Annotated in this window: 31 protein-coding genes; 19 read left to right on the top strand and 12 right to left on the bottom strand. The window is 67.1% G+C overall.

Going from position 1 to position 25,442, the window contains the following annotated elements; genetic code table 11:
• Positions 1-42: 42 nt before the first annotated feature.
• Positions 43-789, bottom strand: a complete 747-nt coding sequence (locus RT655_RS08505) for a glucose 1-dehydrogenase (protein ID WP_313536088.1) — start codon at positions 787-789, stop codon at positions 43-45.
• 133 nt (positions 790-922) lie between these two features.
• On the opposite strand from RT655_RS08505, the gene RT655_RS08500 reads away from it, so the two are divergent.
• The 5 genes from RT655_RS08500 (at position 923) to RT655_RS08480 (ending at position 3,985) form a co-directional block, all read left to right on the top strand.
• Positions 923-1,264: a helix-turn-helix domain-containing protein gene (locus RT655_RS08500; RefSeq protein ID WP_313536086.1), complete on the top strand. Its 342-nt coding sequence runs from the start codon at positions 923-925 to the stop codon at positions 1,262-1,264.
• A gap of 158 nt (positions 1,265-1,422) precedes the next feature.
• Positions 1,423-2,190: a Bax inhibitor-1/YccA family protein gene (locus tag RT655_RS08495; RefSeq protein WP_313536085.1), complete on the top strand. Its 768-nt coding sequence runs from the start codon at positions 1,423-1,425 to the stop codon at positions 2,188-2,190.
• A gap of 133 nt (positions 2,191-2,323) precedes the next feature.
• Positions 2,324-2,668, top strand: coding sequence for a hypothetical protein (locus RT655_RS08490; RefSeq protein ID WP_313536084.1), 345 nt, complete (start codon positions 2,324-2,326; stop codon positions 2,666-2,668).
• 13 nt (positions 2,669-2,681) lie between these two features.
• Complete coding sequence (locus tag RT655_RS08485; RefSeq protein WP_313536083.1) at positions 2,682-3,623, top strand: cation diffusion facilitator family transporter; 942 nt, start codon at positions 2,682-2,684, stop codon at positions 3,621-3,623.
• A 176-nt stretch (positions 3,624-3,799) separates the two neighbouring features.
• Positions 3,800-3,985, top strand: a complete 186-nt coding sequence (locus RT655_RS08480) for a hypothetical protein (protein ID WP_313536082.1) — start codon at positions 3,800-3,802, stop codon at positions 3,983-3,985.
• Between the two features lie 64 nt (positions 3,986-4,049).
• Here the strand turns inward: RT655_RS08480 and RT655_RS08475 are convergent, their stop codons facing one another.
• Positions 4,050-4,760, bottom strand: coding sequence for a hypothetical protein (locus tag RT655_RS08475; RefSeq protein ID WP_313536081.1), 711 nt, complete (start codon positions 4,758-4,760; stop codon positions 4,050-4,052).
• A 6-nt stretch (positions 4,761-4,766) separates the two neighbouring features.
• Positions 4,767-5,975: a toxic anion resistance protein gene (locus tag RT655_RS08470; RefSeq protein WP_313536079.1), complete on the bottom strand. Its 1,209-nt coding sequence runs from the start codon at positions 5,973-5,975 to the stop codon at positions 4,767-4,769.
• A gap of 189 nt (positions 5,976-6,164) precedes the next feature.
• Between RT655_RS08470 and typA the strand changes: the two genes are divergently transcribed.
• The gene (typA, locus tag RT655_RS08465) at positions 6,165-8,009 is read left to right on the top strand and encodes a translational GTPase TypA (RefSeq protein WP_313536078.1); all 1,845 of its coding nucleotides are present in this window, start codon (positions 6,165-6,167) and stop codon (positions 8,007-8,009) included.
• Positions 8,010-8,127: 118 nt separating this feature from the next.
• Here typA and RT655_RS08460 read toward each other — a convergent pair whose 3' ends face one another.
• Positions 8,128-8,784, bottom strand: a complete 657-nt coding sequence (locus RT655_RS08460; protein WP_313536077.1) for a glutathione S-transferase family protein — start codon at positions 8,782-8,784, stop codon at positions 8,128-8,130.
• A 114-nt stretch (positions 8,785-8,898) separates the two neighbouring features.
• Between RT655_RS08460 and RT655_RS08455 the strand changes: the two genes are divergently transcribed.
• Complete coding sequence (locus RT655_RS08455) at positions 8,899-9,516, top strand: hypothetical protein (protein ID WP_313536076.1); 618 nt, start codon at positions 8,899-8,901, stop codon at positions 9,514-9,516.
• Here the strand turns inward: RT655_RS08455 and RT655_RS08450 are convergent.
• Complete coding sequence (locus RT655_RS08450; RefSeq protein ID WP_313536075.1) at positions 9,410-9,823, bottom strand: EVE domain-containing protein; 414 nt, start codon at positions 9,821-9,823, stop codon at positions 9,410-9,412. The genes RT655_RS08455 and RT655_RS08450 overlap by 107 nt on opposite strands.
• 126 nt (positions 9,824-9,949) lie before the next feature.
• Here RT655_RS08450 and RT655_RS08445 point away from each other — a divergent pair, with 126 nt between their 5' ends.
• The 4 genes from RT655_RS08445 (at position 9,950) to RT655_RS08430 (ending at position 13,634) form a co-directional block, all read left to right on the top strand.
• The gene (locus tag RT655_RS08445) at positions 9,950-10,315 is read left to right on the top strand and encodes a hypothetical protein (protein ID WP_313536073.1); all 366 of its coding nucleotides are present in this window, start codon (positions 9,950-9,952) and stop codon (positions 10,313-10,315) included.
• A gap of 67 nt (positions 10,316-10,382) precedes the next feature.
• A complete protein-coding gene (locus tag RT655_RS08440; RefSeq protein WP_313536072.1) occupies positions 10,383-12,023 on the top strand; it encodes an FAD-dependent oxidoreductase in 1,641 nt (546 codons plus the stop codon).
• Positions 12,024-12,038: 15 nt separating this feature from the next.
• Positions 12,039-12,344, top strand: coding sequence for a DUF3297 family protein (locus RT655_RS08435; protein ID WP_313536071.1), 306 nt, complete (start codon positions 12,039-12,041; stop codon positions 12,342-12,344).
• A gap of 342 nt (positions 12,345-12,686) precedes the next feature.
• A complete protein-coding gene (locus RT655_RS08430) occupies positions 12,687-13,634 on the top strand; it encodes an acyl-CoA thioester hydrolase/BAAT C-terminal domain-containing protein (RefSeq protein WP_313536070.1) in 948 nt (315 codons plus the stop codon).
• Between the two features lie 2 nt (positions 13,635-13,636).
• On the opposite strand, the gene RT655_RS08425 is transcribed toward RT655_RS08430, so the two are convergent.
• A complete protein-coding gene (locus RT655_RS08425; protein ID WP_313536069.1) occupies positions 13,637-14,260 on the bottom strand; it encodes a DNA-3-methyladenine glycosylase 2 family protein in 624 nt (207 codons plus the stop codon).
• A 63-nt stretch (positions 14,261-14,323) separates the two neighbouring features.
• Here RT655_RS08425 and RT655_RS08420 point away from each other — a divergent pair, with 63 nt between their 5' ends.
• The gene (locus tag RT655_RS08420) at positions 14,324-14,641 is read left to right on the top strand and encodes a 2Fe-2S iron-sulfur cluster-binding protein (RefSeq protein ID WP_313536068.1); all 318 of its coding nucleotides are present in this window, start codon (positions 14,324-14,326) and stop codon (positions 14,639-14,641) included.
• 21 nt (positions 14,642-14,662) lie between these two features.
• On the opposite strand, the gene RT655_RS08415 is transcribed toward RT655_RS08420, so the two are convergent.
• Together RT655_RS08415 and infC are read right to left on the bottom strand one after the other, a co-directional pair.
• Positions 14,663-15,553, bottom strand: a complete 891-nt coding sequence (locus tag RT655_RS08415) for a glycoside hydrolase family 16 protein (protein WP_313536067.1) — start codon at positions 15,551-15,553, stop codon at positions 14,663-14,665.
• Positions 15,553-16,089: a translation initiation factor IF-3 gene (infC, locus tag RT655_RS08410; protein WP_029623153.1), complete on the bottom strand. Its 537-nt coding sequence runs from the start codon at positions 16,087-16,089 to the stop codon at positions 15,553-15,555. Before infC ends, RT655_RS08415 begins: the two co-directional genes overlap by 1 nt.
• A 222-nt stretch (positions 16,090-16,311) precedes the next feature.
• On the opposite strand from infC, the gene RT655_RS08405 reads away from it, so the two are divergent.
• Positions 16,312-17,007 (top strand): hypothetical protein, encoded by a 696-nt coding sequence (locus RT655_RS08405; RefSeq protein WP_313536065.1) that lies wholly within the window; start codon positions 16,312-16,314, stop codon positions 17,005-17,007.
• Between the two features lie 40 nt (positions 17,008-17,047).
• On the opposite strand, the gene thrS is transcribed toward RT655_RS08405, so the two are convergent.
• Complete coding sequence (gene thrS, locus RT655_RS08400; RefSeq protein WP_313536935.1) at positions 17,048-19,048, bottom strand: threonine--tRNA ligase; 2,001 nt, start codon at positions 19,046-19,048, stop codon at positions 17,048-17,050.
• Between the two features lie 149 nt (positions 19,049-19,197).
• Here thrS and RT655_RS08395 point away from each other — a divergent pair, with 149 nt between their 5' ends.
• Positions 19,198-19,554: a VOC family protein gene (locus RT655_RS08395; RefSeq protein WP_313536064.1), complete on the top strand. Its 357-nt coding sequence runs from the start codon at positions 19,198-19,200 to the stop codon at positions 19,552-19,554.
• A gap of 60 nt (positions 19,555-19,614) precedes the next feature.
• Positions 19,615-19,884 carry a hypothetical protein gene (locus RT655_RS08390; RefSeq protein WP_313536063.1) on the top strand — a complete coding sequence of 90 codons (270 nt, stop codon included), beginning with the start codon at positions 19,615-19,617 and terminating at the stop codon, positions 19,882-19,884.
• Positions 19,885-19,894: 10 nt separating this feature from the next.
• Here RT655_RS08390 and RT655_RS08385 read toward each other — a convergent pair whose 3' ends face one another.
• The 3 genes from RT655_RS08385 to RT655_RS08375 are packed head-to-tail and all read right to left on the bottom strand — an operon-like array spanning position 19,895 to position 22,320.
• Positions 19,895-20,437: an MAPEG family protein gene (locus RT655_RS08385; RefSeq protein WP_313536062.1), complete on the bottom strand. Its 543-nt coding sequence runs from the start codon at positions 20,435-20,437 to the stop codon at positions 19,895-19,897.
• Positions 20,438-20,464: 27 nt separating this feature from the next.
• On the bottom strand, positions 20,465-21,505 hold the full coding sequence (locus RT655_RS08380; protein ID WP_313536061.1) for a D-cysteine desulfhydrase family protein: 1,041 nt from the start codon (positions 21,503-21,505) through the stop codon (positions 20,465-20,467).
• Positions 21,502-22,320 carry an LD-carboxypeptidase gene (locus RT655_RS08375; protein WP_313536060.1) on the bottom strand — a complete coding sequence of 273 codons (819 nt, stop codon included), beginning with the start codon at positions 22,318-22,320 and terminating at the stop codon, positions 21,502-21,504. Before RT655_RS08375 ends, RT655_RS08380 begins: the two co-directional genes overlap by 4 nt.
• A gap of 39 nt (positions 22,321-22,359) precedes the next feature.
• Between RT655_RS08375 and murC the strand changes: the two genes are divergently transcribed.
• From murC to RT655_RS08355, 4 genes are all read left to right on the top strand, one after another.
• The gene (murC, locus tag RT655_RS08370; RefSeq protein ID WP_313536059.1) at positions 22,360-23,754 is read left to right on the top strand and encodes a glutamate ligase domain-containing protein; all 1,395 of its coding nucleotides are present in this window, start codon (positions 22,360-22,362) and stop codon (positions 23,752-23,754) included.
• Between the two features lie 101 nt (positions 23,755-23,855).
• Entirely contained in the window at positions 23,856-24,269 is a 414-nt protein-coding gene (locus RT655_RS08365) for a hypothetical protein (protein WP_313536058.1), read from the top strand.
• Positions 24,266-24,475, top strand: a complete 210-nt coding sequence (locus RT655_RS08360; protein WP_313536057.1) for a helix-turn-helix transcriptional regulator — start codon at positions 24,266-24,268, stop codon at positions 24,473-24,475. Before RT655_RS08365 ends, RT655_RS08360 begins: the two co-directional genes overlap by 4 nt.
• Positions 24,472-25,419 carry an alpha/beta hydrolase gene (locus tag RT655_RS08355; protein ID WP_313536056.1) on the top strand — a complete coding sequence of 316 codons (948 nt, stop codon included), beginning with the start codon at positions 24,472-24,474 and terminating at the stop codon, positions 25,417-25,419. The genes RT655_RS08360 and RT655_RS08355 overlap by 4 nt, the downstream gene beginning before the upstream one ends.
• Positions 25,420-25,442 lie beyond the last annotated feature (23 nt).

Raw genomic sequence — 25,442 nt, 5'->3', positions numbered from 1 at the left:
GTCCGCTGCGATCGGCAACGGGCGCGGCGCCAGCCGGAACGCTCAGCGGATGCCGCCGCTCGCCGTGATGACCTCGCCGGTCAGCCAGCGCGCATCGTCCGACGCAAGGAAGGCCACCACGTCGGCGATGTCCTCCGGCGTTCCCGCGCGGCCGAGCGGCGTCTGGGCGACCAATCCGGCTTCCATGTCGGAGCCGACGATCCCCGCGCTGTGCGTGCCCTCGGTCACGACGAAGCCGGGGCTGACCGCATTGACCCGAATCTTCCGCGGGGCGAGTTCGTTGGCGAGCACCCCCGAAATGGCGTTCACGGCGCCCTTCGTCCCCGCATAGGCGGCGGCGCCGGGCGTGTTCACATGGGTGATCGCCGACGAAATGTTGACGATGCTCGCGCCTTCACCGAGGTGCGGCGCGGCGGCCTGGGTCGCGAGGAGCACGCCGAGGACGTTGACGTCGAACTGCCGCCGATAATGATCTTCGGTCAGCGCCTCGATCGGGGCGAACTCGTAGATGCCCGAATTATTGACCAGCACATCGAGACGACCGAAGTCGCGGACGGCGGTGTCGACCAGCGCCTGCGCCTCTGCGGCCTTCGATACGTCGCCCTGCGCCGCGACGGCCCGTCCGCCCGAGGCGATGATGTCCTGCACCACCGCCTCGGCACCCGCTCGGCTCGATGCGAAATTCACGACGACCGCGGCGCCCTGCCGCGCAAGCGCCTTTGCGATCGCCGCGCCAATTCCCTTGGATGCCCCGGTGACGATCGCCACCTTTCCGTCCAGCTTTGCCATTCCAACCGATCTCCGACATGGGCAGGATACGAAAAGCGCACCTTATTCCCATAGTTCGGGATATTGGAACTAATGCGTTTTGCGTCAAGCGTCCCTATATGGAATCCGCATGAGACCCCTGATTCACCCCGGTATGGACGAGCTTCGGCCCGAAGCGATCCTGCATGCGCTCTCCGATCCTGCCCGCGCGGCGATCTTCGCGACGATCATGCGGACGGGCTGCGGGAAGGCGTGCTCCGCCGTTGCTGCGGTCGGCGACCGGGCCATTCCCAAGTCTTCCCTTTCCAACCATTTCAAGGTGCTGCGGGAGGCGGGCCTCATTCGCAGCGAACGCCACGGCGTCGAGGTCCGCAATCATCCCCGCTGGGAGGAGGTCGAGGCACGCTTTCCCGGTCTGCTACCCGGAATCATCAATGCCTATGCCGCCAGCGTCGGCGACGATCCGCGCGTCTTCCAGGAGGTGCCAGCGACGTGAGAGCGGCATCCCCGCCGCGCTAATGCGTTCAAAGCGCGTGCAAAGTCTGGCCGGGGTCTGTTTCGAAACGTTGCTGGGCCCGGTTTTGCTTGAAAACCCCTGCGGCGAAGCCGATATTCTAGCCATCCGGCATTGCGCCGGTCAAAGGAGTTTTTCGAATGGCTAACTGGTCCGATCCCCGCACGAGCGAGTCGCCCTTCGCGACCGCGAGTGCACGCGCCGCGGCGCATGACGCGGGGCTCCGGTCGTACATGCTGTCGGTCTACAACTACATGCTGTCCGGCGTGCTGCTGACCGGCATCGTCGCGCTGGCGTTCGGCAAGGTCGACGCGCTGCAGCGGGTGCTGTTCCAGGTGGTGGAAACCGCTCGCGGCCTGTCGCTGCAGCCGACGCTGGTCGGCTGGGTGGTGATGATCTCGCCGCTGGCGATCGTGTTCGCGATGAGCTTCGGCCAGAACCGCATGTCCGAGGGCACGCTCAAGGCGCTGTTCTTCGCCTATGCCGGCCTGCTGGGTGCGTCGATCTCGACGATCTTCGTCACCTATACCGACCTGTCGATCGCTCAGGTGTTCTTCGGCACCGCGGCCGGCTTCGGCGCGCTGAGCCTCTATGGCTACACCACCAAAAAGGATCTGTCGGGCTTCGGCACCTTCCTGCTGATCGGCCTGGTGGGCATCCTGGTGGCGTCGATCGTCAACCTCTTCCTGCAGTCGGGCACGATGAGCCTGGTGATCAGCGCCGTCGGCGTGCTGATCTTCGCTGGCCTCACCGCCTATGACACGCAGAAGATCAAGAGCATCTACGCCTATGTCGCCGGCACGCCGGAGCAGGGCAAGGTCGCGATCATGGGGGCGCTCAACCTCTATCTCGACTTCATCAACATGTTCCTGTTCCTGCTGCGCCTGTTCGGCAGCTCGCGCGACTGATCCAGCGCGGAACGCAACAAGAAAGGCCCGGTGGAGCGATCCGCCGGGCCTTTTGTTTTGCGCGGCCGTGCAGAAAAGGAACGCGAGTCCCGGCATGTCCGTTTAATGGGCGTAACGCTCAGGAGAGTGCAGCATGACCAACAATCCTCTCGACCCTGCGATGGACCGGATGTCGGTCGCACCCGACCCCCGCGCCGATGACGAAGCCAAGGGCGCGGTGCATTCCGCCGACGCCGGCACCGATTCCTCGATCGAGGAGCGGCTGGCGCGCGATCCCGCAAGCAAGGAAGCCCGGCTCGATCGCGCGCTGGACGAATCCATGGATGCATCGGACCCGCCCGCCTCGACCCAGCCGGTGCACAACAACGACATCCCCGAAAGCTCGGGCTATGACGCCAAGGCCGAAGCCAAGCGGGCCGAAGGCAACGAAGATAAGGGCTTGATCGACAAGGCCCTGCACAAGCTCGGCCTCGACTGAGGCGCGAACGGATATGGCCGCGTCTCCCGCGTCGGGCTGGCGCGCCAATATCGTTCTCTATGCGGCGCTCGCCGCCAATATCGGGATCGCCGTCGCGAAGTTCGTCGCGGCGGCGATCACCGCGTCTTCGTCGATGCTCACCGAGGGTGTGCACAGCCTGGTCGACAGCCTCAACCAGATCCTGTTGCTCTACGGCCAGCGCCGCGCCAAGCGGCCGCCCGACGCGCAGCACCCCTTCGGCTATGGCCGCGAACTCTATTTCTGGGCCTTTGTCGTCGCGATCCTGATTTTCGGGCTCGGCGCCGGCGTGTCGGTCTATGAGGGCTATCTCCACATCATCGACCCGGAACCGCTGCGCGATCCGCTGGTCAATTACGTCGTACTCGGCATCGCTACCGCGATGGAGGGGACCAGCTGGGTGATCGCGATCCGCGAGTTCCGCGCAAGCAAGGGCGATTGCGGCTGGTGGAAGGCGATCCGGGAATCGAAGGATCCCGCCGGCTTCATCGTGCTGTTCGAGGATTCGGCGGCGCTGGCTGGGCTGATCGTTGCCGCGATCGGGGTATGGGCCAGCCACGCCTGGCAGGACCCGCGGATCGACGGCATGGCCTCGATCGCGATCGGGCTGATCCTCGCCGCAGTGGCGACGTTGCTGGCGCGCGAAGCCAAGGGCCTGCTGATCGGCGAGCGCGCCAACCCGGACCTGATCGCGCAGGTGCGCGCGATGCTGGAAGCCGAGCCCCGCATCACCGGCGTCAACCATGTCCGCACCATCCACACCGCGCCCGAGCGCGTCTTCGTGGCGATCAGCGCCGATTTCGACGACAGCCTGGCGATGGGCGAAGCGGAGACGCTGATCGAGCGGATCGAAGCCAAGCTCAAGGCGGCGCTCCCGCAGCTCAGCTCGATCTATATCCGGCCCGAGAAGCGTGAGGATGCCGAGGTCGTAAGCTGAATCGATCGATCGCCGCCAGCGCGCTACGGTCGTCGGGCGTGCGGGGCGCCGCGTAAACGGCCGCCACCTCGCAGAAGCCTACCTACACCCGGAAGGCGGGAACCGATCCAAGGGAGCGTTCCGCTGGCCCAAGGGGTGGTTGCGAGGCGATCCGCGATACGGCAATTTCTACCTCGATGTTTTTTGACGAGAATCGCGTTTGGCCCCGGCCGGAACCGCCGCGGCCCGTGCCCCTGCCGCCGGGCCGGCGCGAGCGATTCCTGACGCGGATGTTCCTGGTCTACGCGCTGGTCCTGCTGCTGCTGCCGGTCAGCGCCAGCGGCATCGCCGACTTGATCCGCTACCTGATAGCATTGCTCTGACGAGCGCACATTTTCTCCTCCCGCAAGCGGGAGGGGAGCGGATGTGGAGAGCGACGCACTTCGCTCAGCCCAGCTCGTCGTCCTTGTACTTGATCTGCAGGAAGTTGCCGCGGGTCGCCAGCGCGTCGAGATCGCCTTGCGCCAGCTGCGCAGTCATTTCGGCGATTTCCTCATCGATCACCTGCAGGCCCTGCGCCAGCTGCTGGTCCGGCGTCATGCCGTTGCGTGGGACGGTGCGCAGCGACTCTGGGACGCGGCCATAGCCCTTGACCAGCTCCGGCAGCTGCTCGCCGAGCAGCTTGCGGACTTCGTTTGCCGCCGGTGACGTTTCGTCCAGCCGCGCAAGCTGCGGCGCCAGCGTCTCCAGCTTCACCCCGATCGAGTCGACCAGCGTGCGGGCAGGGGCGGGCAGCGCAAGCCGCTGCGTTTCCAGCCAGCGCTCGGTGGTGGACGGCAGCGCCTTTAGCGGGACCTGCACCAGCTGCTCGACCTTCGGCGCGCTGGTGACCGGCAGCGAGGCGAACAGCAAGGTCGCCAGGATCAGCAGCATCATCACTGCCAATGCGCCGAACATGCCAAGGGGCATGAAGACGCCGATCGTGATCGCAGCGATGAGGATCACCGCATCCGCCGCCGCGATTCGCCCCAGCCGCGCGAGGATTTCCGCCTCGCGCCGCTTGCGGGTACGCGTGGCAAGCGCGCCCTCGGTGCGGGCGCGCGAGCGCTCGATCAGTTCCTCGCCGCGGGCGAGCAGGCGGTCCACGTCGCTCGGCATCTCGGCTTACATTGCCTCCAGCTTGAAGCCGTCTGTCGGGCCGCCCAGCCGGTTCTGCTCGGCCCCCTCGGCACGGGCGATATAGCCCTTCGACTTCTCGACTTCGTTCGACAGCGTGTTCACCGTCACCTTCATGCTGTCCAGCGCCTTGAGCTTGAAGGTGTCGATCGCATCCATCGTGTCATAGATGTTCTGGAAGGCGCGCTGCAGCGTCTCCACGGGAATCGTCGCGCTCGCCGCCTGTTCGTGGATCGCGGCGGTCTGGCTCTTGAGCAGCTGCCCGGTCGATTCGATCAGGTTGGCGGTGGTGGTGTTGAGCGCGGTGATCTGGTCGAGCACCAGCTTCTGGTTGTTGAGCGCCTGCGCGACGGTCACCGCGGTGCGCAGCGCCGAGACGGTGGTAGTCGAGGCGCGGTCGACGCCCTTGATCAGCTCGACATTGTTCTTCTTGACCAGATCGAGCGCGAGATAGCCCTGCACCGTCACTGCCATCTGGGTCAGCAGGTCCTGGGTGCGCTGGCGGACGTAGAAGAGCGCGGTCTCGCGGATAGCCTTGGCCTTGGCCGGATCGGTGTGATCCAGCTCGTTGGCCTTGTCCTCGAGCTTCTCGTCCATCGCCTTGGACAGATAGATCATCTGCTCGAGACGTCCCATCGCGGCCCACAGATTGGCGCGCTCGGTGGCGATCGCGGCATTGTCCTGCAGCAACTCGTCCTTGCCGTTCGACAGGCTCTTGAGCACCGCGTTGATGTGGCTCTGCGACGACTGGTATTTGCGAAAATAGTTGGTCAGCCCGCCGCCGCCGCCGAAAATCTTCGACAGGAAGCCGTCCTTGCCGCCGATCAGCTTGCCGTTGCGCGAGGGGTCGAGCTCTTCCACCGTCTTGCGCAGCGCCAGCAGGTCGGCGCCAACGCCGCCCTCGCTGCCCATCGCGCGTACCGGGCGATCGAGAAAGCGGTTCGACTGGCCGGCGGCCTCGCGGATTTCCTTCTGCCCCATCGCGGCGATCGCATCGACGCGCTTGCCGAATTCGGGCGAATTCACATCCTGCGCGATCAGATCGTCGATGAACCCGTCGACGCGCTTGTCGAGCTCGGTCTTCTTCGTGTCTTCGACCGGCACCAGCCCGGCAGCCTTTTCGGGCGCCACGGCGGGCACGGGGTCCGGCGGCGTGAGCACCAGACCCTGATCTGCGGTATCCGTCACAGTCGCCATCGTCGCTTCTCTCTCCAACTCCGAGGGTATAACCATGCAGGCGAAGCACGTATCCCGCAAGTGTGGTATATGGCTATGGCACTATGTGTTTCAACGGGAATCCCGTTTGCAGCAGGGGCCTTCCCGCGACGCACCATTTCGGCTATGGGCCCGCCCGTACGCGCGCTTCCGCGCCAATCAGGAAATCGCATGAACCTCCGTAACGTGGCGATTATCGCACACGTCGACCATGGCAAGACCACCCTCGTCGACCAGCTCTTCCGCCAGTCCGGCACCTTCCGTGACAACCAGCGCGTCGAAGAGCGTGCGATGGACTCGAACGATCTCGAGAAGGAGCGCGGGATCACGATTCTCGCCAAGCCGACCTCGGTCGACTGGACTCCGCCGGGTGCCGAGGAAGCGATCCGCATCAACATCGTCGACACGCCTGGCCACGCCGATTTCGGCGGCGAGGTGGAGCGCATCCTCAGCATGGTCGACGGCGTCGTCCTGCTGGTCGATTCGTCCGAAGGCGCGATGCCGCAGACCAAGTTCGTCACCGGCAAGGCGCTGGCGCTGGGCCTCAAGCCGATCGTCGTCGTCAACAAGGTCGACCGCAGCGACGCGCGAATCCAGGAAGTGCTGGACGAAGTGTTCGATCTGTTCGTGTCGCTCGACGCCAATGACGAGCAGCTCGACTTCCCCGTGCTCTACGCATCGGGCCGCAACGGCTATGCCTCGACCGACATGGACGCGCGCGAAGGCACGCTGATCCCGATGTTCGAGACGATCGTCCGCCACGTGCCGGCGCCGAAGGTCGAAGTCGAGGACGTGCCCTTCACCTTCCTGGTGACGCTGCTCGACCGTGACAACTTCCTCGGCCGCATCCTCACCGGCCGCGTCAACTCGGGCACGGTGAAGCTGAACCAGCCGATCCACGCGCTCGACAATGACGGCAACATCATCGAAACCGGCCGCGCGTCGAAGATCCTGTCGTTCCGCGGGCTGGAGCGCGTGCCGGTCGAAGAAGCCAAGGCAGGCGACATCATCAGCCTCGCCGGCCTGGCCGTCGCCACCGTGTCGAACACGATCTGCGATCCCACGGTGACCGAGCCGCTGCACGCGCAGCCGATCGATCCGCCGACGCTGTCGATGCGCTTCGCCGTCAACGACTCGCCGATGGCGGGCCGCGAAGGCAGCAAGGTCACGTCGCGCATGATCCGCGACCGCCTGTTCCGCGAAGCCGAGTCGAACGTCGCCGTGAAGGTGACCGAGGCCGCCGATCGCGACAGCTACGAAGTCGCCGGCCGCGGCGAGCTTCAGCTGGGCGTGCTGATCGAAACGATGCGCCGCGAAGGCTTCGAGCTGGGCATCAGCCGCCCGCGCGTGCTGTTCGGCGAGGACGAGGACGGCAAGAAGACCGAGCCGTACGAAACCGTCATCATCGACGTGGACGAGGAATATTCGGGCACGGTCGTCGAGAAGATGAACCTGCGCAAGGCCGAGATGACCGACATGCGTCCCTCGGGCGGCGGCAAGACCCGCATCACCTTCTCCGCGCCGTCGCGCGGCATGATCGGCTATCACGGCGAGTTCCTGTCGGACACGCGCGGTACCGGCATCATGAACCGGCTGTTCGAGAAGTACGGCCCCCACAAGGGCAAGATCGAAGGCCGCAAGAACGGCGTGCTGATCTCCAACGGCGCCGGCGAAGCCCAGGGCTATGCGCTGGGTCCGCTCGAAGAGCGCGGCATCCTGTTCGTCGGTCACGGTGAGGCCCTGTACGAGGGCATGATCATCGGCGAGAACGCCAAGACGGAAGACCTCGAGGTCAACCCGATGAAGGCGAAGCAGCTGACCAACTTCCGCGCCTCGGGCGGCAAGGACGACGCGATCCGCCTCACCCCGCCGAAGAAGATGACGCTGGAACAGGCCATTGCGTACATCGACGACGACGAGATGGTGGAAGTGACGCCGAAGACGATCCGTCTGCGCAAGCGCTACCTCGACCCGAACGAGCGCAAGCGCGCCAGCCGCGCGAAGTCCGCGGACTGATCGTCGCGGTATCGTGAGCAAAAGGGCCCCTGCCGGCGACGGCGGGGGCTTTTTCGTTGGGCCGCGGGCGTGTTCTTGCCCCAGGACCGTGCACCCGCGGGCGGCAGCGCCCGTGTGACTAGGCGCTGCCGCTTGCGCGTGCCTCGAACACCGCCCGCTGTGCGGCAAAGGCGCGCTGGAATGCCGGGCGGGCCTCGCCGCGGGCGATATACGCCAGCAAGCGTGGCTGCTCGGGCAGCATGGTCGATCGTGCGAGCCGGCGCAGCACCCCGATCATCAACAGGTCGGCGGCGGAGAACGTGCCCTCCAACCACTCGGTGTCGCCAAGCCGCGCGGCGAGTTGCGCCAGTCGGGTGCGGACCCGGTCCTCCAGCATTGCCTGGCGGGTGGCGAACCAGGGTGCATCCGGCTCGAGCATCCGCGCCATCGCCCATTCGACGATCGGCGGCTCGATCGTGCTCACGGCAGCGAACATCCAGGCGATCGCGCGGGCGCGGGCGTTGGGGTCGGCCGGCAGCAGACCGGGGTGGCGCTCCGCAAGGTGCAGGACGATCGCACCCGACTCGAACAGGACCAGCCCGTCCGCCTCATAGGTGGGAATCTGGCCGAAGGGTTGGCGGGCGAGATGCTCGCGCTGCTTCATTGCGGCGAAGGAGACGAGGCGGACGTCATAGGGCAGCCCCAGCTCTTCCAGCGCCCAGCGTACCTGCATATCCCGGGCGAGACCCCGCCCGCGATCGGGGGAGGCTTCGAAGGCGGTAAGGGTGATCGGCATGCTGCGCGCTCCGCTATCGGGGCCGCCACCCTATCGCGGCCATCAACGCTGCGGAATGCACTTCCGCTTATGCCGCTGCCATGGTCTAAAGGGACTCTGCCGGGAGAGTATCGCATGTTGCTGGCCGCGTTGTTGTTGGGCTTCGCACCCCAGAGCCAGACGGCCGCTCCCGCTGCGATGGCAACGGTGGCTGCACCGCAGCAGGCGGCGGACGGATCGCAGCGCTGGTCGGTGCTCGCCGATCCCTGCGCCTCGGCGCAGACCAATGGCGATCAGATCGTGGTGTGCGGCAAGGACATCGACGCGCCGCGGCTGCCATTGCCGGCTGAGCGCGGCCCGCCCGATCGACCGATGCCAAGCAACCCTGATCGCACCGGCATCGGCGCGCTCAACGTGGTCGATACGCCGTGCGCCGCACGGGTTGGCGGATGCCAAGTGGGCGTCGATATCTTCGGTGCGGCGACAACGCTGGTCCGCGGCGTCGGCAAGGTGATCAGCCCGGGCAGCTGCTGCGAGGACCCAGGCGAATCGACCAATTTCTTCAAGCTGGTTGGCGATGCGGGGAAGGGCGTCGGGCGGGCATTCAAAAAGAAGCCCGACAAGTCTAATCGCGTGCCGATCGACCTCAACGATCCGGTGCCGTTCCGCTCATGTCCAGCAGCACCGCCCACTCCTCCGGGCGCACCGGCGTCACCGACAGGCGCGACTGGCGCACCATCTCGAGGTCCTTGAGTCGCGGCTCGGCCTTGATCTCGGGCAGCGGCACCGGCTTGGCCAGCGGGCGCAGCGCCTTCACTTCCACGCTCGCCCACTTCCCGTCGTCGCCGTCGGGCTGCCAGGCGCGGGTGATCTCCATGATGCCCACCGCGGCCTTCTGGATGTTGGAATGGTAGAAGATCGCCTGGTCGCCGGGGACCATGTCCTTGAGGAAGTTGCGCGCGGTGTAATTGCGCACGCCGTTCCATTCGGTGCTGCCGTCGCGCACCAGGTCATCCCAGCCATAGACATCGGGTTCGGAGCGAAGGATCCAGTAGGCCATCCCGCCCGTTACCCAGCTAAACCGCGGCTGAACAGCCGGTTCCGTACCGATTAAGCCGCGATTGCCTATCGAAGGCCATCGGCGCCGAGCGACTCGCCGGGCGCCTTGAGGTGAGGAGCGAGTGACATGAACCATCTGGCGAAGAAGCTGGTGCTGGGCGTCGCCACGGGCGCGAGCCTGCTGGCGGCGGTTGCGCCCGCGCAGGCGCAGGACTGGCGCTATCGTCGGCATTATTACCGCGATCGCGGCGGCGACGCGGCGGGCGCGGCGCTGGTGGCGGGAATCGCGGGCCTCGCGATCGGCGCGGCGATCTCGAACGACCGGCGCTATGATTATGACCGCCGCTTCTACCGCGAGCGCGGCTACTACCCCACCGACGGCTATTGGTACCGGGACAATTATCCGCGCTATCGCTATTACGAGCAATGCGATGTTCGCCGGGTCTGGGACCCGTATATCGGTAGGCCAGTGCTGGTCCGCTATTGCGACTGAGCACGCAGGCGCGCGATCATCTCTAGAGATGGGTCGCGCGCCGCTGCGCTGCGGCTAAAGTGGGGTGATGGCTACCACCGAATCGCTCGACCCCGCCGATCCCTATGCGCGATCCGCCCAGACCTTTCCGGTCCTGACCGCGGAGATGATGGCGCGGGTCGCTGCTTTCGGGGTCGAGGAACCGCTGGAAGAGGGCGCAATGCTGTATCGGCGCGGCGACCACAGCGTCGACTTCTTCCTCTGCCTGTCCGGCGGCATTTCGATCGTCGATACCGACAGCGAGGGGCGGGACCATGTCTTCCACGTCCACGAGGCCGGGCAGTTCACCGGCGAGCTCGACCTGTTCAACGATCGCAAGATCCTGGTGAGCGCGCGCGCGCTGCCCGGCACGCGGGTGGTGCGGATCGAGCGCGCCGCCTTCCGCCGGATGATGGCGGCCGAGCCCGATATCGGCGAGATCGTGATGCGCGCCTTCATCCTGCGCCGCGTCGGGCTGCTCCGGCACAGCGATGCGGGCGTGGCACTGGCCGGGCCGGGGCACGGCGCCGACATGGGGCGGATCGAGACCTTTCTCACCCGCAACGCCATGCCGCACCGGCGGATCGATACCGATACCGATCCCGATGCGGCGGGCTTCCTCGAATGCCTGGCGCTTACCGATGCGGACCTGCCGGTGGTGGTGCTGGAGGGTCGCGTGCTGCGCAATCCGACCAACGCGGCGCTGGCGGATGCGCTGGGCCTCGCGACCGCGCTCGATCCTGAGCATGTGCACGACGTGGCGGTGGTCGGCGCCGGGCCCGCGGGGCTGGCGGCGGCGGTCTATGCCGCGTCCGAGGGGCTCGATTCGATCGTGATCGAGGCGGTGGCGCCCGGCGGCCAGGCGGGGACCAGCTCGAAGATCGAGAATTACCTCGGCTTCCCGACCGGCATTTCCGGCCAGGCGCTCGCCGGCCGCGCGCAGGTGCAGGCGCAGAAGTTTGGCGCGCGGCTGCTCGTCTCGCGTTCGGTGGTGCAGATCGATTGCGAGGAGCGGCCGCTGCGGCTCCACCTCGACGACGGGGCGACGCTGCAGGCGCGCGCGGTGGTGGTCGCGACCGGCGCGCGCTACCGCAAGCTCGATCTGCCGCGTTATGCCGAGCTGGAAGGCAACGGCATCTATTACGCCGCCACCGCGATGGAGGCCGGGCTGTGCGCCGGCTCCGAGGTAGTGGTGGTCGGCGGTGGCAATTCGGCCGGGCAGGCGGCGGTATTCCTCGCCCGCCACGCCGCGCATGTCCATGTGCTGGTGCGCGGACCGGGGCTGGCGGCGACGATGTCGCGGTACCTGATCGAGCGGATCGAAGCCTCGGACCGGATCACGCTCCACCCCTTCACCGAGGTCACCGCGCTGGACGGCGAGCGCGCGCTGACCGGGCTGGAATGGACCGATCGCAAGACGGGGACCGTCGAGCATCGGAACGTCGGCGCACTGTTCGTGATGATCGGCGCGGTGCCCAATACGACCTGGCTGGAAGGCTGTGTCGATCTCGATGCGCGCGGTTTCGTGCAGACGGGCAGCGGCGAAACTTTCTTCTGCTCGACCGCGCCCGGCGTGTTCGCTGTGGGCGACGTGCGCGCCGGATCCGTCAAGCGCGTCGCCTCGGGGGTGGGGGAGGGATCGGTAGTGATCTCCGCCATCCACCGCTATCTTGAACCCGCAGCCGAATGACGGCATGAGCCGGACATGAGCGATACCCCTCCCGATCGTCTGTCGGTCAACCCGAGCAGCCCCTATTTCACCCGCGAACTGCTGGAGCGCGGCGTCGGCATCAAGTTCAAGGGCGTCGAGCGCCGCGATGTCGAAGAGTACTGCATCTCCGAAGGCTGGGTGCGCGTGGCGCTCGGCAAGAAGACCGATCGGAAGGGCAACCCGCTGACGATCAAGCTGGTCGGCCCGGTCGAGGCTTGGTTCCAGAGCGGCGGCGAGGCGGCTGCTGCCGAGGATGAGGCGAAGGACGAGGACAAGCACCAGGACGGCGCCGAGGGCTGAGGTCCGCAACGAACGACCGGCACGGCTCGGCGGTGCCGGAGCCTTCGATTTGGAGCAGCGTCATGCTGCGCGTCGGCCGTATCGGTTTCGCGCTGCACTGTAGCCGTCGCACCGCATACGGCCGCCGCTGCGCAGCCTGAGCCTTTCTGCGGGCCGGTCGGCTGCACGTGCCAAAGGACACGGTAGCCTACCATCCAGCGGCAAAGCGGCCTGCCGCTCTATGCGGCGGCCCTAGCCGTCGGCGCGCTGCATGCCGGACATGACATCTGTCACTGGCGACCGGCATCTCCCCATGATGAACCGCGGCGGGCCCGGCCATCGGGCACATCGGGGATGCATTACATGATCGTTCGTCGCACTTACCTTGCTGCTGCGTTCTCCGCGCTCGTCGCCGTCCCGCTATCCGCGCGGGCGCAGACCGTGACGCCGATCCTTGCCGTGGATGTACGGGAGGACGGGATCATCGGGCGTTTCGAGGCTGCGCCGGATGCGCATGCTGCGACGGCGGTGCTGCTGCTCGGCGGCTCCGAAGGTGGTCTGCCGCCCGCCAAGGATGCAGAGGATCTAGCGCGCGCCGGCCATCCGGTGCTCGCGCTCGCCTATTTCAAAAGCTGGCAGGGGAAGCCCGAGGGATTGCCGGCCACCCTCAAGGCGATCCCGCTCGAATACTTCTTTCGCGCAATTGACTGGCTGAAGCGGCAGCCTCAGGTCGATCCACGCCATATCGTCGTGATCGGCCAGTCGCGCGGTGCCGAGCTTGCGCTGCTGCTCGCCTCGCTGCGACCGGATCTCGCGGGCGTGATCGCCTTCGCACCAAGCGACCGGGTCTGGAGCGGGCTTTCGACGTTCGGTCTACGCTTGGCTGAGCAACCGCCTGCCTGGACCCTGGGCGGCAAGGCTGTCCCCTATCAGCAGGTCGCGGCTGAGACGGGCGCGCCTATGCGCGCGGGCTTCGAACATGCCTTGGAGGTTCCCGCTGCCCGCATTCGCATGGAGCGGATTCGGGGGCCCGTGCTGCTGTTCTCCAGCAAGTCGGATGCGATCTGGCCTTCGACCAGCTTTGCCGACGGGGCCGCCGCAGCGCTCGCCAAGCGGCCGAACAAGGCACCCGTCGATAATGTACAATATGACGATGCGTCGCATCTGCTGATGGGCACGGGTCCGGGAATGACGACACTGCAAGTTCCCGGTACCAGCTTCCGGATCGAATTTGGCGGGACGGCCGAGGCAACGGCCAAGGCACGGGCCCTGGCCTGGGCGGCGACCAAGCGCTTCCTCGACCGCCTCTGACGTCAGATCGCGCTCTTGATCATCCCGTAATGGTGCCAGGCGAAGATCGCCGCGGCGCCGCGGTGCGGGCGCCACGCCTCGGACCATTCCCGCGTCAGCTTCTCGCTCGGGCGTTCAGGATGGCCGAGGATCCGACCGATCTCGATCTGCACCGCCAGATCGCCCGCCGGCCACACGTCCGGTCGTCCTTCGGCGAACAGCAGGTAGATTTCCGCCGACCAGCGGCCGATGCCCTTGATGCGGGTGAGTGCGGCGATCGCTTCCTCGTCATCCTCGGGTAGTGCTTCGAGATCGAGGGCGCCGCTGGTCACCTGCTCGGCAAGACTGCGGGCATAGCCCATCTTCTGCCGCGATAGGCCGGCACTCCGCAGCAATTCGTCGCTGGCGGCCGCGAGCAGCACCGGGTCTTCGGCATTGCCGAGCACCGCGTCGAGCTTGTTCCACACTGCGTTGGCGGAGGCGACGCTCACCTGCTGGCCGAGGATCGTGCGCAGCAGCGTGGCGTAGCCGGGTTCGCGCAGCCGTGGTTCGGGGTAGCCGGCGCGTTCCAGCGCGGCGGCGAAGGCGGGTTCGATCACGGCCAATGCGTCGATCGACCCCTTTAGCTGGTCGGCAGTCAAGCCCATGGATTGGCTCCTTGAAACGGGTTGGGTTCACCGGCATGGACGCGGCGAACCAAGGAGATGCAGATGCCCCAGCTTACGGTCGTGACGCGTGATGGATCCGAACGCACGGTAACCGGCGAGGCCGGTCTCAGCGTGATGGAGGTGATTCGCGACAATGGGTTCGACGAGCTGCTGGCGCTGTGCGGCGGCTGCTGCAGCTGCGCCACCTGCCATGTCCATGTCGACCCGGATTTTGCGGACAAACTGCCCAAGATGAGCATGGACGAGGACGATCTGCTCGACAGCACGAGCGATCGCGACGCCACCTCGCGGCTTTCGTGCCAGCTGCCCTTCACCGATGCGCTGGACGGCCTGCGCGTGCGGATCGCCGCCGAGGATTGAGGATGGGTGGGGGCGGGCAATTCACCGCCCCTTTGCCTGGTCCGCGGTCTGCCAGACGCGGACATAGTCGACCTCCATCCGCGACGGGAAAACGGCGGGGTCGATGCCGTGCGTGCCGCCCCAGCCGCCCACCGCGACGTTGAGCAGAAGATATTGCGGCTTGTCGAACGGCCAGGTGGCGGGATTGCCCTGATGGTCGTTGTCGAAGCGCATATAGGCATGGCCGTCCATGCCGATCAGGATGCGGTCCCGGGTCCAGTCAAGCTGATAGGTGTGGAAGGCGGTGCACGCGTCCGCCACCTGCGTGGTCGCACCCTTCTGGGTGTGCTGGGCGTGGTTATAGGCGCCGGTATGGATGGTGCCGTGGACCGTCTGCGGGTCCCAGCCGACCAGCTCCATCACGTCTATTTCGCCGAGCCGCGGCCAGCCGCCGCTGCCATCGCTGCCGAGCAGCCAGATCGGGGGCCACAGCCCCTTGCCGCAGGCAAGCTTGGCGCGGACTTCGACAAAGCCATAGGTCCAGCTGGCGAGGCCGCGGGTGAGTAGCCGGCCAGAGCTATAGTCCTGGCCGCCATAATCGGATGCGCTGGTCAGCCGCTCGCGCCGGGCCTCGATGACGAGGTGGCCGTTTTCGACCCGCGCATTCTCGGGCCGCTTCGCGGCGTAATATTGTAGTTCTTGGTTGTACCAGCCAGCGCGGTTGCGGGCGGTATCATAGCCCCAGCGCTTCGCGTCGGGCAGCCCCCCCGAGTCGAACTCGTCCGCCCAGACGAGTCGCGCGCCCTTGGGAACGGCGATCGATTCGCTGGTGTCGGCGGGGACCGGCGGCAGTGCGGCGGTCTGCGCGACCGCCGCTGCCGGCAGAAACCAGGCTGCGGCGGCGGCCGCGAACGCGAACCGCCGCCGGCGCATCACTTGGGCGAGAGCACCATCAGCATCTGACGGCCTTCCATGCGCGGATAGCTCTCCACCTTGGCCACTTCGGCGGCGTCCTGCTGGACGCGCTGAAGCAGCTGCATGCCGAGCTGGCCATGCGAAAGCTCACGGCCGCGGAAGCGCAGGGTGATCTTCACCTTGTCGCCTTCGCCAATGAACTTCAGCACGTTGCGCATCTTCACGTCGTAATCGTGATCGTCGATGTTCGGACGCATCTTGATCTCTTTGATCTCCTGCGTCTTCTGAGTCTTGCGTGCGAGGTTCGCCTTCTTCTGCGCCTCGTACTTGAACTTGCCAACATCGAGGAACTTGGCGACGGGCGGGTCGGCGTTGGGCGACACTTCGACGAGGTCGAGCCCGACCTCGGCAGCCTGCGCCATCGCCTCGCGCGTGTACATCACGCCAAGGTTCTCGCCGTCCTGGTCGATCACGCGGACCTTGGGCGACTGGATGAATTCGTTAAACCGCGGCCCGTTCAGCGGCATCGCGGGCGCCATCGGGCGCCGGGGCATGGGAGAACGTATAAGACTGGCTCCTGTAGTTGATCAGTGCCCTATATAGACATGATTCGGCTGCGAGAGAAGGTCTGCCCGACGGCATTTCGCGGCGATCGCGCAGCAAATGCAACAATGGCGTGGGGAAACCCGTCAGAGGCCGCCATCTATATGATTCTGCGTCTATAATGCTTCCGATGCCGGCGGACATTTCCGGGTGCCGGCGGTGCGGGGAATAAGATGCAGCGACTCTTTCGTTTGGCGGCCGGTGTTGCCGCCCTGACCTTGGCCGCGCCGGCGCTGGCGCAGAGCGATCCGGATACCCAGCAGGGCAAGGCCAGCGTGGGCGTGACCGCCGGTTCGCTGGGGGTGGGGCCCGAGATAGGGTATCGCTTCAACCAGCATGTCGGCGTGCGGGCCAATGGCGGATTCCTGGGCGTGGATCACAGCTTCAGCTCGGGCGGAATCGACTATGACGGGCATGCCAAGTTGTCGTCGGCGGGCGTGATCATCGACGTCTATCCGCTCGGCGGCGGCTTCCGCGTCTCCGGCGGTGCGCGCTACAACGGCACCGACGGCCGCGTCCGCGCGGTGCCGAACGGCCCGACCCGGATCGGCAGCCTGGTGTTCACGCCGGAGCAGATCGGCACCATCACCGGCCGCGCCGACCTTCGCGAATTCGCCCCCCAGTTGACGCTCGGCTATGGCGGCAAGCTGCGCAAGGGCCTGGCCTTCACGGTGGAGGCTGGTGCGCTCTTCCAGGGCGCCGTGCGAATCCGCGACTTCACCTCCAGCGGCACGCTGGCGACCGACCCGACGGTGGCGGGTGCCACCTACCGCAACGAACTCGCCAAGCAGCGCCAGAAGCTGCAGGATTCGGCGAACGACTATCAGGTCTACCCGATCCTGCAGTTCGGGCTAAAGTACCGCTTCTGAAAGCGGGTGGGCGGCACCTAAGCGCGCCGCCCACGGCCTCTTACTGGGCCATCGCCAAATCCGGCGCCAGCGCCTCGGCCTTCAGCCGTTCGATCGCCTCATCCAGCGTCAGCATGGTCTGGCCCTGGCTGCCGAGCACGCGGAGCGCCACGGTGCTCTCCTCCGCCTCGCGCTTGCCGACGACCAGCAGGTTGGGCACCTTGGCGAGCGAGTGCTCGCGCACCTTGTAGTTGATCTTCTCGTTGCGCAGGTCGCTCTCGACGCGGATGCCCGCCGCCTGAAGCTTCGCCACCACTTCACGGGCATAGTCGTCCGCGTCGGACACGATGGTCGCGACCACCGCCTGTACCGGCGCGAGCCAGGTCGGCAGCTTGCCGGCGAAATGCTCGATCAGAATGCCGATGAACCGCTCGTACGAGCCGAAGATCGCCCGGTGGAGCATCACCGGCCGGTGGCGCTCGCCATCCTCGCCGACGTACGACGCATCGAGCCGCTCGGGCAGCACCCGGTCCGACTGGATGGTGCCGACCTGCCAGGTGCGGCCGATCGCGTCGGTGAGGTGCCATTCCAGCTTGGGCGCATAGAAGGCGCCTTCGCCGGGCAGCTCTTCCCAGCCATATTCGGGCGTGGCGAGGCCGGCGGCGACCACCGCGTCGCGCAGCTCGTTCTCGGCCTGGTCCCACATCTCGTCGGTGCCGAAGCGCTTCTCGGGGCGCAGCGCGAGCTTGATCGCATAGGTGAAGCCGAAATGCTTGTAGACGCGGTCGGCAAGCGCGCAGAACGCCTTCACCTCGTCGACGATCTGGTCCTCGCGGCAGAAGATGTGGCCGTCGTCCTGGGTGAACTGGCGGACGCGCATCAGCCCGTGCAGCGCGCCGTGCGGCTCGTTGCGGTGGCAGCAGCCATTCTCGACCAGCCGCATCGGCAGGTCGCGATACGACTTGATGCCCTGCTTGAAGATCAGCACGTGCGCCGGGCAGTTCATCGGCTTGAGCGCCATCCACTGGACGTCGTCCGACACCATCGGACCCTCGTCCTCGATGTTCGGGGTCTCGTCTGGGATGACGAACATGTTCTGGCGATACTTGCCCCAGTGGCCGGACTGCTCCCACTGGCGCGCGTCCATCACCTGCGGGGTCTTCACTTCCTTGCTGCCCGCACCGTTGACCGCGCGGCGCATATAGTCCTCGAGCACGCGGTAGATGACATAGCCGTTGGGGTGCCAGAACACCGAGCCATGCGCCTCCTGCTGGAGGTGGAACAGGTCCATCTCCGCGCCGAGCTTGCGGTGGTCGCGCTTGGCGGCTTCCTCCAGGCGCGTCAGATGCTCCTGGAGCTGCTTCTTGTTAAGCCAGCCAGTGCCGTAGATTCGGCTGAGCATCGCGTTCTTCTGGTCGCCGCGCCAATAGGCGCCCGACACGCGGGTCAGCTTGAACGCATCCGCCGCTACCTTGCCGGTGGAGGCGAGGTGCGGGCCGCGGCACATGTCGAGCCAGGCGTCCTCGCCCTTGCCGGCGCGGTAGACGGTCAGTTCCTCGCCCTCGGGCAGTTCCTTGGCCCATTCGGCCTTGAAGGTCTCGCCCTGTGCCGTCCAGCGTGCGATCAGGTCGGCGCGCGACCAGACTTCGCGGATCAGCGGCTCGTCCCGGGCGATGATGCGGCGCATCTCCTCCTCGATCGCCGGCAGGTCCTCCTCGGTGAAGGGGCGGTCCTTGGGGGCGAAGTCGTAGTAGAAGCCGTCGTCGGTCGACGGGCCGAAGGTGATCTGCGTGCCCGGGAAGAGGTGCTGCACGGCTTCCGCCAGGATATGCGCATAATCGTGGCGCGCGAGTTCGAGCGCGTCGGCCTCGTCCTTGGCGGTGACGAGCGCGAGCTGCGCGTCGCCCTCGAACGGACGGCCGATGTCGCGCAGCTCGCCATCGACGCGCGCGGCGAGCGCCGCCTTGGCGAGGCCGGGGCCGATCGCCGCGGCGATGTCCGCCGGGGTAGTCCCCGGGGCTACCTCGCGGACGGAACCGTCGGGCAGCGTAATGCGGAACATCTCGGACACGGGAAGAACCCCTTTCATGGGTGTGGAATGGAGCGCGGCTTATGCCCGCGCGGGTGCGATATAGGCAAGGCTTTGGCGAAAGGGCAGGGGCGGCGGATTTCGGGGTCGTGCGGGAGGTCTCGCAGGCATAGCCTGCGGCAATGGACGCCAGCCACCACATCGTCGCCATCCTGCCCTGCCGCGACCTCGACGCGAGCACCGAGTTCTACCGCCGCCTGGGGTTGGAGGTGACCGGCGACTACGGCCACTACCGCATCCTCGCAGACGGCCGCGGCTGGCACCTGCACCTGCGGCAGGAGGCGAACGTGCCCCAGGCGCCGGACAATCCCTTCGGGCTGTACCTCTATGTCGAGGATGTCGACGCGGTGGCGGAGCGGGTGCGCGAGGCGATCATCCAGCCGGGCACGCCGCATGCGATGCCTTGGGGGACGTACGAGTTCGCGGTGTCGGATCCCGATGGCGCGCTGGTGCGGGTGGGGCGGGTGCTGGAGGGGTAGCCGCCAGGCTTCGGACCGAGTTGGACGCCCATGCGTTGACGGTTCGAGCGGAGGATGATCATGCGCGAACAGACCGGACTGCAGCTTGGCCTCAGGCGTTCCGCGGAAATGGCCGCGGTGTTCATGATCGGGGATGGCCTGCTGGGCGTGGTCCAGCCGACCCGGCATGTCGAGCTCTGGCGATCGGACGTCGCCGCGGTCGATGGCTTGGTGCGGCCCTTTGCCGGGCATCCGGGTCGCCGTCGCGCATATGGCGTGTTGCAGATCGGCGCGGGCCTGATGCTTGCTTCGATGCTGCGGCGTAAGGGCAGCAAGGCGAGCGCTCGCTGAGTCGCTTGCGCTACCTCAACAGTTCGACCAGCGCGGCAAGCGCACACGCGAGCAGCGCAACCACGCTGGGATAGAAGGTAAGCGCAAAGCCGAAGGCGCGCCCGCTGGCTCCGCGTTTATAGCCTGTCCAAAACAACAGCCGTCCGATGGCGAACAGGCAGGCCAGCGCAGCGACCAGCGGCGTTGATCCTGCAAAGGTGGCTGCGACGATCAGGTGGGTAACGATCGCCAGCACGGCCTGTTCGAAACTGTTCTCCAGAATGGCGTTGGCGATCCGGACCCGCTCGGAGGCCTGTTGGCCGCCGCTACCCGCAATATCCTGTTCGGAGAAGAAGCGCAGTCTGGCGACATTGGCGATGCCCGCAGCGACCCACAGGATGACGAGCAGGTCGAGGCGCAGGGCATCTTGGAAGCGCTGTGGAAACGGCGACACGCTGCGGCCGTGCGTGGCGAACGCCACCAGTCCCAGAACGACGATCGTCAGGAGCAATGCGCTGGCCATGCCAATCGCGACGCCGCGCTGTTCTGCCTTGAATGCTCGCTCGTCGGCCATGCGTGCGAATCCTTTCGTGCGGTGGCGTCAGGTCTCCGCCGTGGTCAACGCGCCAAACACCTCGCGATATGCAAACAGTCCCGGCACGCCGCCGGTCATGACGTACAGCACCGTATCACCCGCCCGGAATGCGCCGCCGCGGATCGCCGCGAGCAACCCGGCGAACGCCTTGCCGCTATAGACGGGGTCGAGCAGCAGGCCCTCGGTGCGGGCGAGCAGTTCCACCGCTTCGCGCATCGCAGCCGTGGGGATGCCATAGCCGTCGCCCAGCTGGCTGCCGTCGATCGCGACCTCCGCCGCCGTCACGCTGCCCGGCAGGGCGTTGGCGGCGAGCGTCGCCTGGGCAAGTGCCAGCGTCTCGGCATGGGCGCGCTCGGGGGTGGCGAGGACGGCGTAGGATTGGACGCGCGCCACCTCTGCACCCGCTGCCGCCATGCCGGCGGCGAGGCCCGCATGGGTGCCGGCGCTGCCGTTGGGGACGACGATGCGGGCGAAGCGCTCGCCCAGCGCCGCCTCTTGGCCCAGGATCTCCCAGGCGCAGGCGACATAGCCGAGCGCGCCGACCCGCGAGGATCCGCCCGCGCCGACCACATAGGCCTTCCGCCCCTCCGCCCGCAGCGCCTCGGCGCGGGCATGGGCGAAGGCGAGCGGGTCGGTGTCGCCGGGCGCGCGGTGGACGGTCGCGCCGAAGATCGCGTCGAGCAGCAGGTTGCCGTTGCCACGATAGTCGGCGTCGTGGCGCGGCACGACATCGGCCAGCACCAGCTCGCAGGCGAGGCCCATCCGTGCCGCCGCCGCCGCGCTCAGCCGGGCATGATTGGATTGCAGCCCGCCGGTGGTGACGAAGGTGTCGCACCCTTGCGCGATCGCGTCGCCGAGCAGAAATTCGAGCTTGCGCAGCTTGTTGCCGCCGCCGCCGATGCCCGCCACATCGTCGCGCTTCACATAGACCCGCACCCCGGTGCCGAGCGCCGCCTCCAGCCGTTCCAGCCGCTCGATCGGCGAGGGGTGGGCGAGCAGCGACACCGCGCCGTGGCGTGCGCGCAGGGCGTGCGGATCGGGGCTCATGCGACGCCGAACGGCACGACATGGTTGGTCGAGATGTGCCCGATCGCGCAGCGGCCGAGATAGGAGACACCCATCTCCTTGCACCAGCGGACGATCATCTCGTCCACCGTCTCGCCGAAGGGCGGGTCGTTCTCGGCGATCGCGGTCACCGCGCCGAGGCGAATGCCCGCGATGCCCTTCAATTGCTCGGCATGCGCCATGTTGAACAGCATCCGGTCGATCCGGTAGAGCGGCTCGTCCACTTCCTCGATCATCAGCACATGGTCGGTGAGATCGGGCAGGTACTTGCTGCCGATCAGCGCGGTGAGGATCGCGAGGTTGAAGGCGGCGGCGGGGCGGCCGTCGGCCAAGGCGGGATCCAGCCCGCGGCGGTCGCGCTCGATCAGCCAGCCGAGCGCCCAGCCGGTATCGACGCCAGCGTCGTTCTTGCCGATGCTGCTCGCCATCGAGGCATGGACCGGATGGCCGATGCCGCGGGCGTAGAGCGCGCCGAGCAAGAAGCCCATGTCGGAGAAGCCCATGTACGTCTTACGCCGCGCGGCGTCGCCGAGATGCGGCATCACCGCGTCGAGGATGCGGTTCGATCCATAGCCGCCGCGCGCGAACCATATGGCGTCGATCGTCGGATCGTTGGCGACTTCGAGGAACGCCGCCGCGCGCTCGGCGTCGGTGCCGGCGAAATGGCCTGCCGAGAGATAGCATTGCGGGTGGAACACCACCTCATGCTCCGGGTAGGTGAGCGCCATGAACGCCGCCATGCGGGCAGACGATTCCCGGGTGACTGGCCGCGCCGGCGCGACGACTCCGATCCGCATATGCTTGTATGGTCTCCTCGCTTCGCCGATAGCGTGCCCATGCAGCATGGCAAAGCAACCTTCTTCGTAGGGATCGGCGGTTCGGGGATGATGCCGCTGGCGATGATCCTCGCCGGCCGGGGCGCCCGGGTCTCGGGTTCGGACCGCAGCCTCGATGGCGGGCGGCTGGCGGCCAAGTTCGACTGGCTGCGTTCGCGCGGCGTCGGGCTGTTCCCGCAGGACGGCAGCGGCGTGCAGTCGGCCGAACAGGTGGTGGTCGCCTCCGCCGCGATCGAGCCGACCGTGCCGGACATGGTCCGCGCGGCGGAGCTGGGTTGCGCGCGCATGTCGCGGGCCGAGCTGCTGGCGAGCCTGTTCAACGCCTCGCCGCTGCCGATCGGCGTGGCGGGGACCAGCGGCAAGTCGACCGTGACGGGGATGATCGGCTGGATCCTCCACGCCTGCGGGCGCGATCCGACGGTGATGAACGGCGCGGTGATGAAGAATTTCGCAGGGCCCGACGCGCCGTTCGCGAGTGCCTTGGTCGGGGCGGGGGACGCGTTCGTCAGCGAGGTGGACGAGAGCGACGGCTCGATTGCCAATTACTGGCCGCGGATCGCGGTGCTCAACAATGTCAGCCTCGACCACAAGTCGCTGGAGGAACTGCGGCTGCTGTTCGGCGCCTTCGCGGGCAAGGCGGCGACGACGGTGGTCAATGTCGGCGATGCCGAGAGCGCGGCGCTGGCGGTGGGGCTCGATCGCGCGCGGACGCTGACCTTTGCGGTGGAAGGCGACGCGGATCTGATGGCGCGCAACCTGGCGCCGGAGGCGTTCGCAGTCTCGTTCGATCTGGTGATGGGCGAGACCGTGCGGCGCGTGCGGCTGCAGGTGCCGGGGCGGCACAATGTCGCCAATGCGCTGGCGGCGATCGGCGCGGCGACGGCGGCGGGGGTGCCGCTGGCGGATGCGTGCGCGGCAGTGGAGGGCTTTACCGGGCTGCGGCGGCGCTTCGAGCTGGTCGGCGAGGCCGGCGGCGTGTCGGTGATCGACGATTTCGGGCACAACCCGGACAAGATCGCCGCGACGCTCGACACGTTGCACGAATTTCCCGGACGATTGCTGCTGCTGTTCCAGCCGCACGGCTATGGCCCGCTCAAGGTGATGCGGCGCGAGCTGGTCGCGATGTTCGCGACCAAGCTGGGGCGGGACGACCTGCTGGTGCTGCCGGACCCGGTCTATCAGGGCGGCACCGTGGCGCGTGAGGTGACCAGCGCCGATATCGTCACCGACGTTGCGGCGATCGGCGCGCAGGCGCTGCACATCCCCGGCCGCGAGGCGGCGGCGGCGCATCTGGTCGCGCAGGCGCGGCCCGGCGACCGCATCGTGGTGATGGGCGCGCGCGACGACACGCTCAGCCAGCTGGCCGAGGACATGGTGGCGCGGTTGCGCGGTTAAATTCCTCCCCGTGCCGGGGAGGAATTCGGGCATGTCAACCACGCTTGACATGTAAAGTGTGGTTGACGTAAAGCTTGCTTGTCATCGGACAGGAGCTTGCCATGCAGCTGAAGACCCCCGCCGCGCGTCGCTACCTCAAGCGCTTCGTTCCGACGATGATCGGCTATGTCGCGGCGGTCATGACGACGAGCCTTTCGGTCGCTTGGCTTCAGCCGACCGGCGCTGCGTTGGTCGCGCTCTCGATCCTGCCGGCGCTGGCGATCATCGCCATGCTCGTCGTGATCGGTCTTTATGTGCGCGAGGAGACCGACGAGTATTTGCGCCAGCGGATCGTCATCGCGATGCTGTTCGGCATCGGCGTGGTGCTCGCGGTGTCCGCGGTGCTCGGCTTCCTCCAGATCTACCATGCGATCGGCCGCATCGATGTGTTCTGGGCCTTCCCGATCTGGTGTGCGAGCTGGAGCGCCGCCCAATGCCTGATGACCTGGCGCGACCGGGTGGTATCCGACGCATGAACAACCGCCTCCGCGTGCTCCGCGCCGAACGGACTTGGAGCCAGCAGGATCTGGCCGAACGGCTCGAGGTCTCGCGCCAGAGCGTCAACGCCATCGAGACTGGGCGCTACGACCCCTCGCTGCCGCTCGCCTTCAAGATCGCCGACCTGTTCGGCCTCGCGATCGAGGACATCTTCCTCAACCCCGCCAAGGAGACGAACCAATGAACCGCATCGTTCGCTGCCTGCGCCGCCGGGACAACCGGCTTCCCTCGTTCGCGATCCTGATCGCGCTGCTGGCGGCCAACGGCTTCTTCCAGCATGCGCATGCAGCGCCGGCAGCGGTCGCCACGCCCGCCGACACGCTGGTGCAGATGAACCATATCTCGGTGCAGATGCTCGGCCGCGGCAGCCCGGTGGTGCTGATCCCCGGCCTGTCCAGCCCGCGCGCGACCTGGGACGGGGTGCTGCCCGAGTTGATCAAGAGCCATCGCGTGTATCTGGTGCAGGTCAACGGCTTCGGCGGCGACGATCCGCGCGGCAACCTGCAGCCCGGCATCCTCGACGGCATCGTGGCGGATCTGCACGCGCTGATCGAGAGCCGCAAGCTGGGCGCGGTGCCGGTAATTGGCCATTCGATGGGCGGGTTGCTGGCGCTCCGACTCGCGCGCGAGCATCCGGCGGACGTGCAGAAGGCGCTGATCGTGGATGCACTGCCCTTTCTCGGCGCGGTCTGGGGCGGGCTGCCCAGCGCCGACGCTGCCAAGGCGCCGGCCGAGATGATGCGCGCGCAGATGACGGGGCTCTACGGCAAGCCCTTTCCGGACATGCTTGCCCAGTCGATCGGGCGGCAGAACGCATTGAAGCCCGCCTCGCAGGCAAAGGTCGCCGACTGGTCAGCGCATGCGGACATGCGGGTGAGCGGACAGGCGGTCTATGAGGACCTGACCACCGACCTGCGAGCCGAATTGCCGAAGATCACCGCGCCGATCACCGTGCTGGTCCCCTGGACCGAGGCTCGCGGGGGAGAGGAAAAGATACTGGGCCTCTACCGCGCGCAATATGCCGGCGCGCCGCGGGCGACGATCCGCGGGGTAGGGGATAGCGGCCACTTTATCATGCTCGATCAGCCGGCAGTGTTCGAGCGGGCGCTGATGGCGTTTCTGGGCTGAGCCGTGCCAGCGGGCGCCAGCCC

The organism is Sphingomonas sp. (genome assembly GCF_032114135.1).
GTDB lineage: Bacteria > Pseudomonadota > Alphaproteobacteria > Sphingomonadales > Sphingomonadaceae > Sphingomonas.
This window is presented reverse-complemented; position numbering and strand designations above follow the sequence as displayed.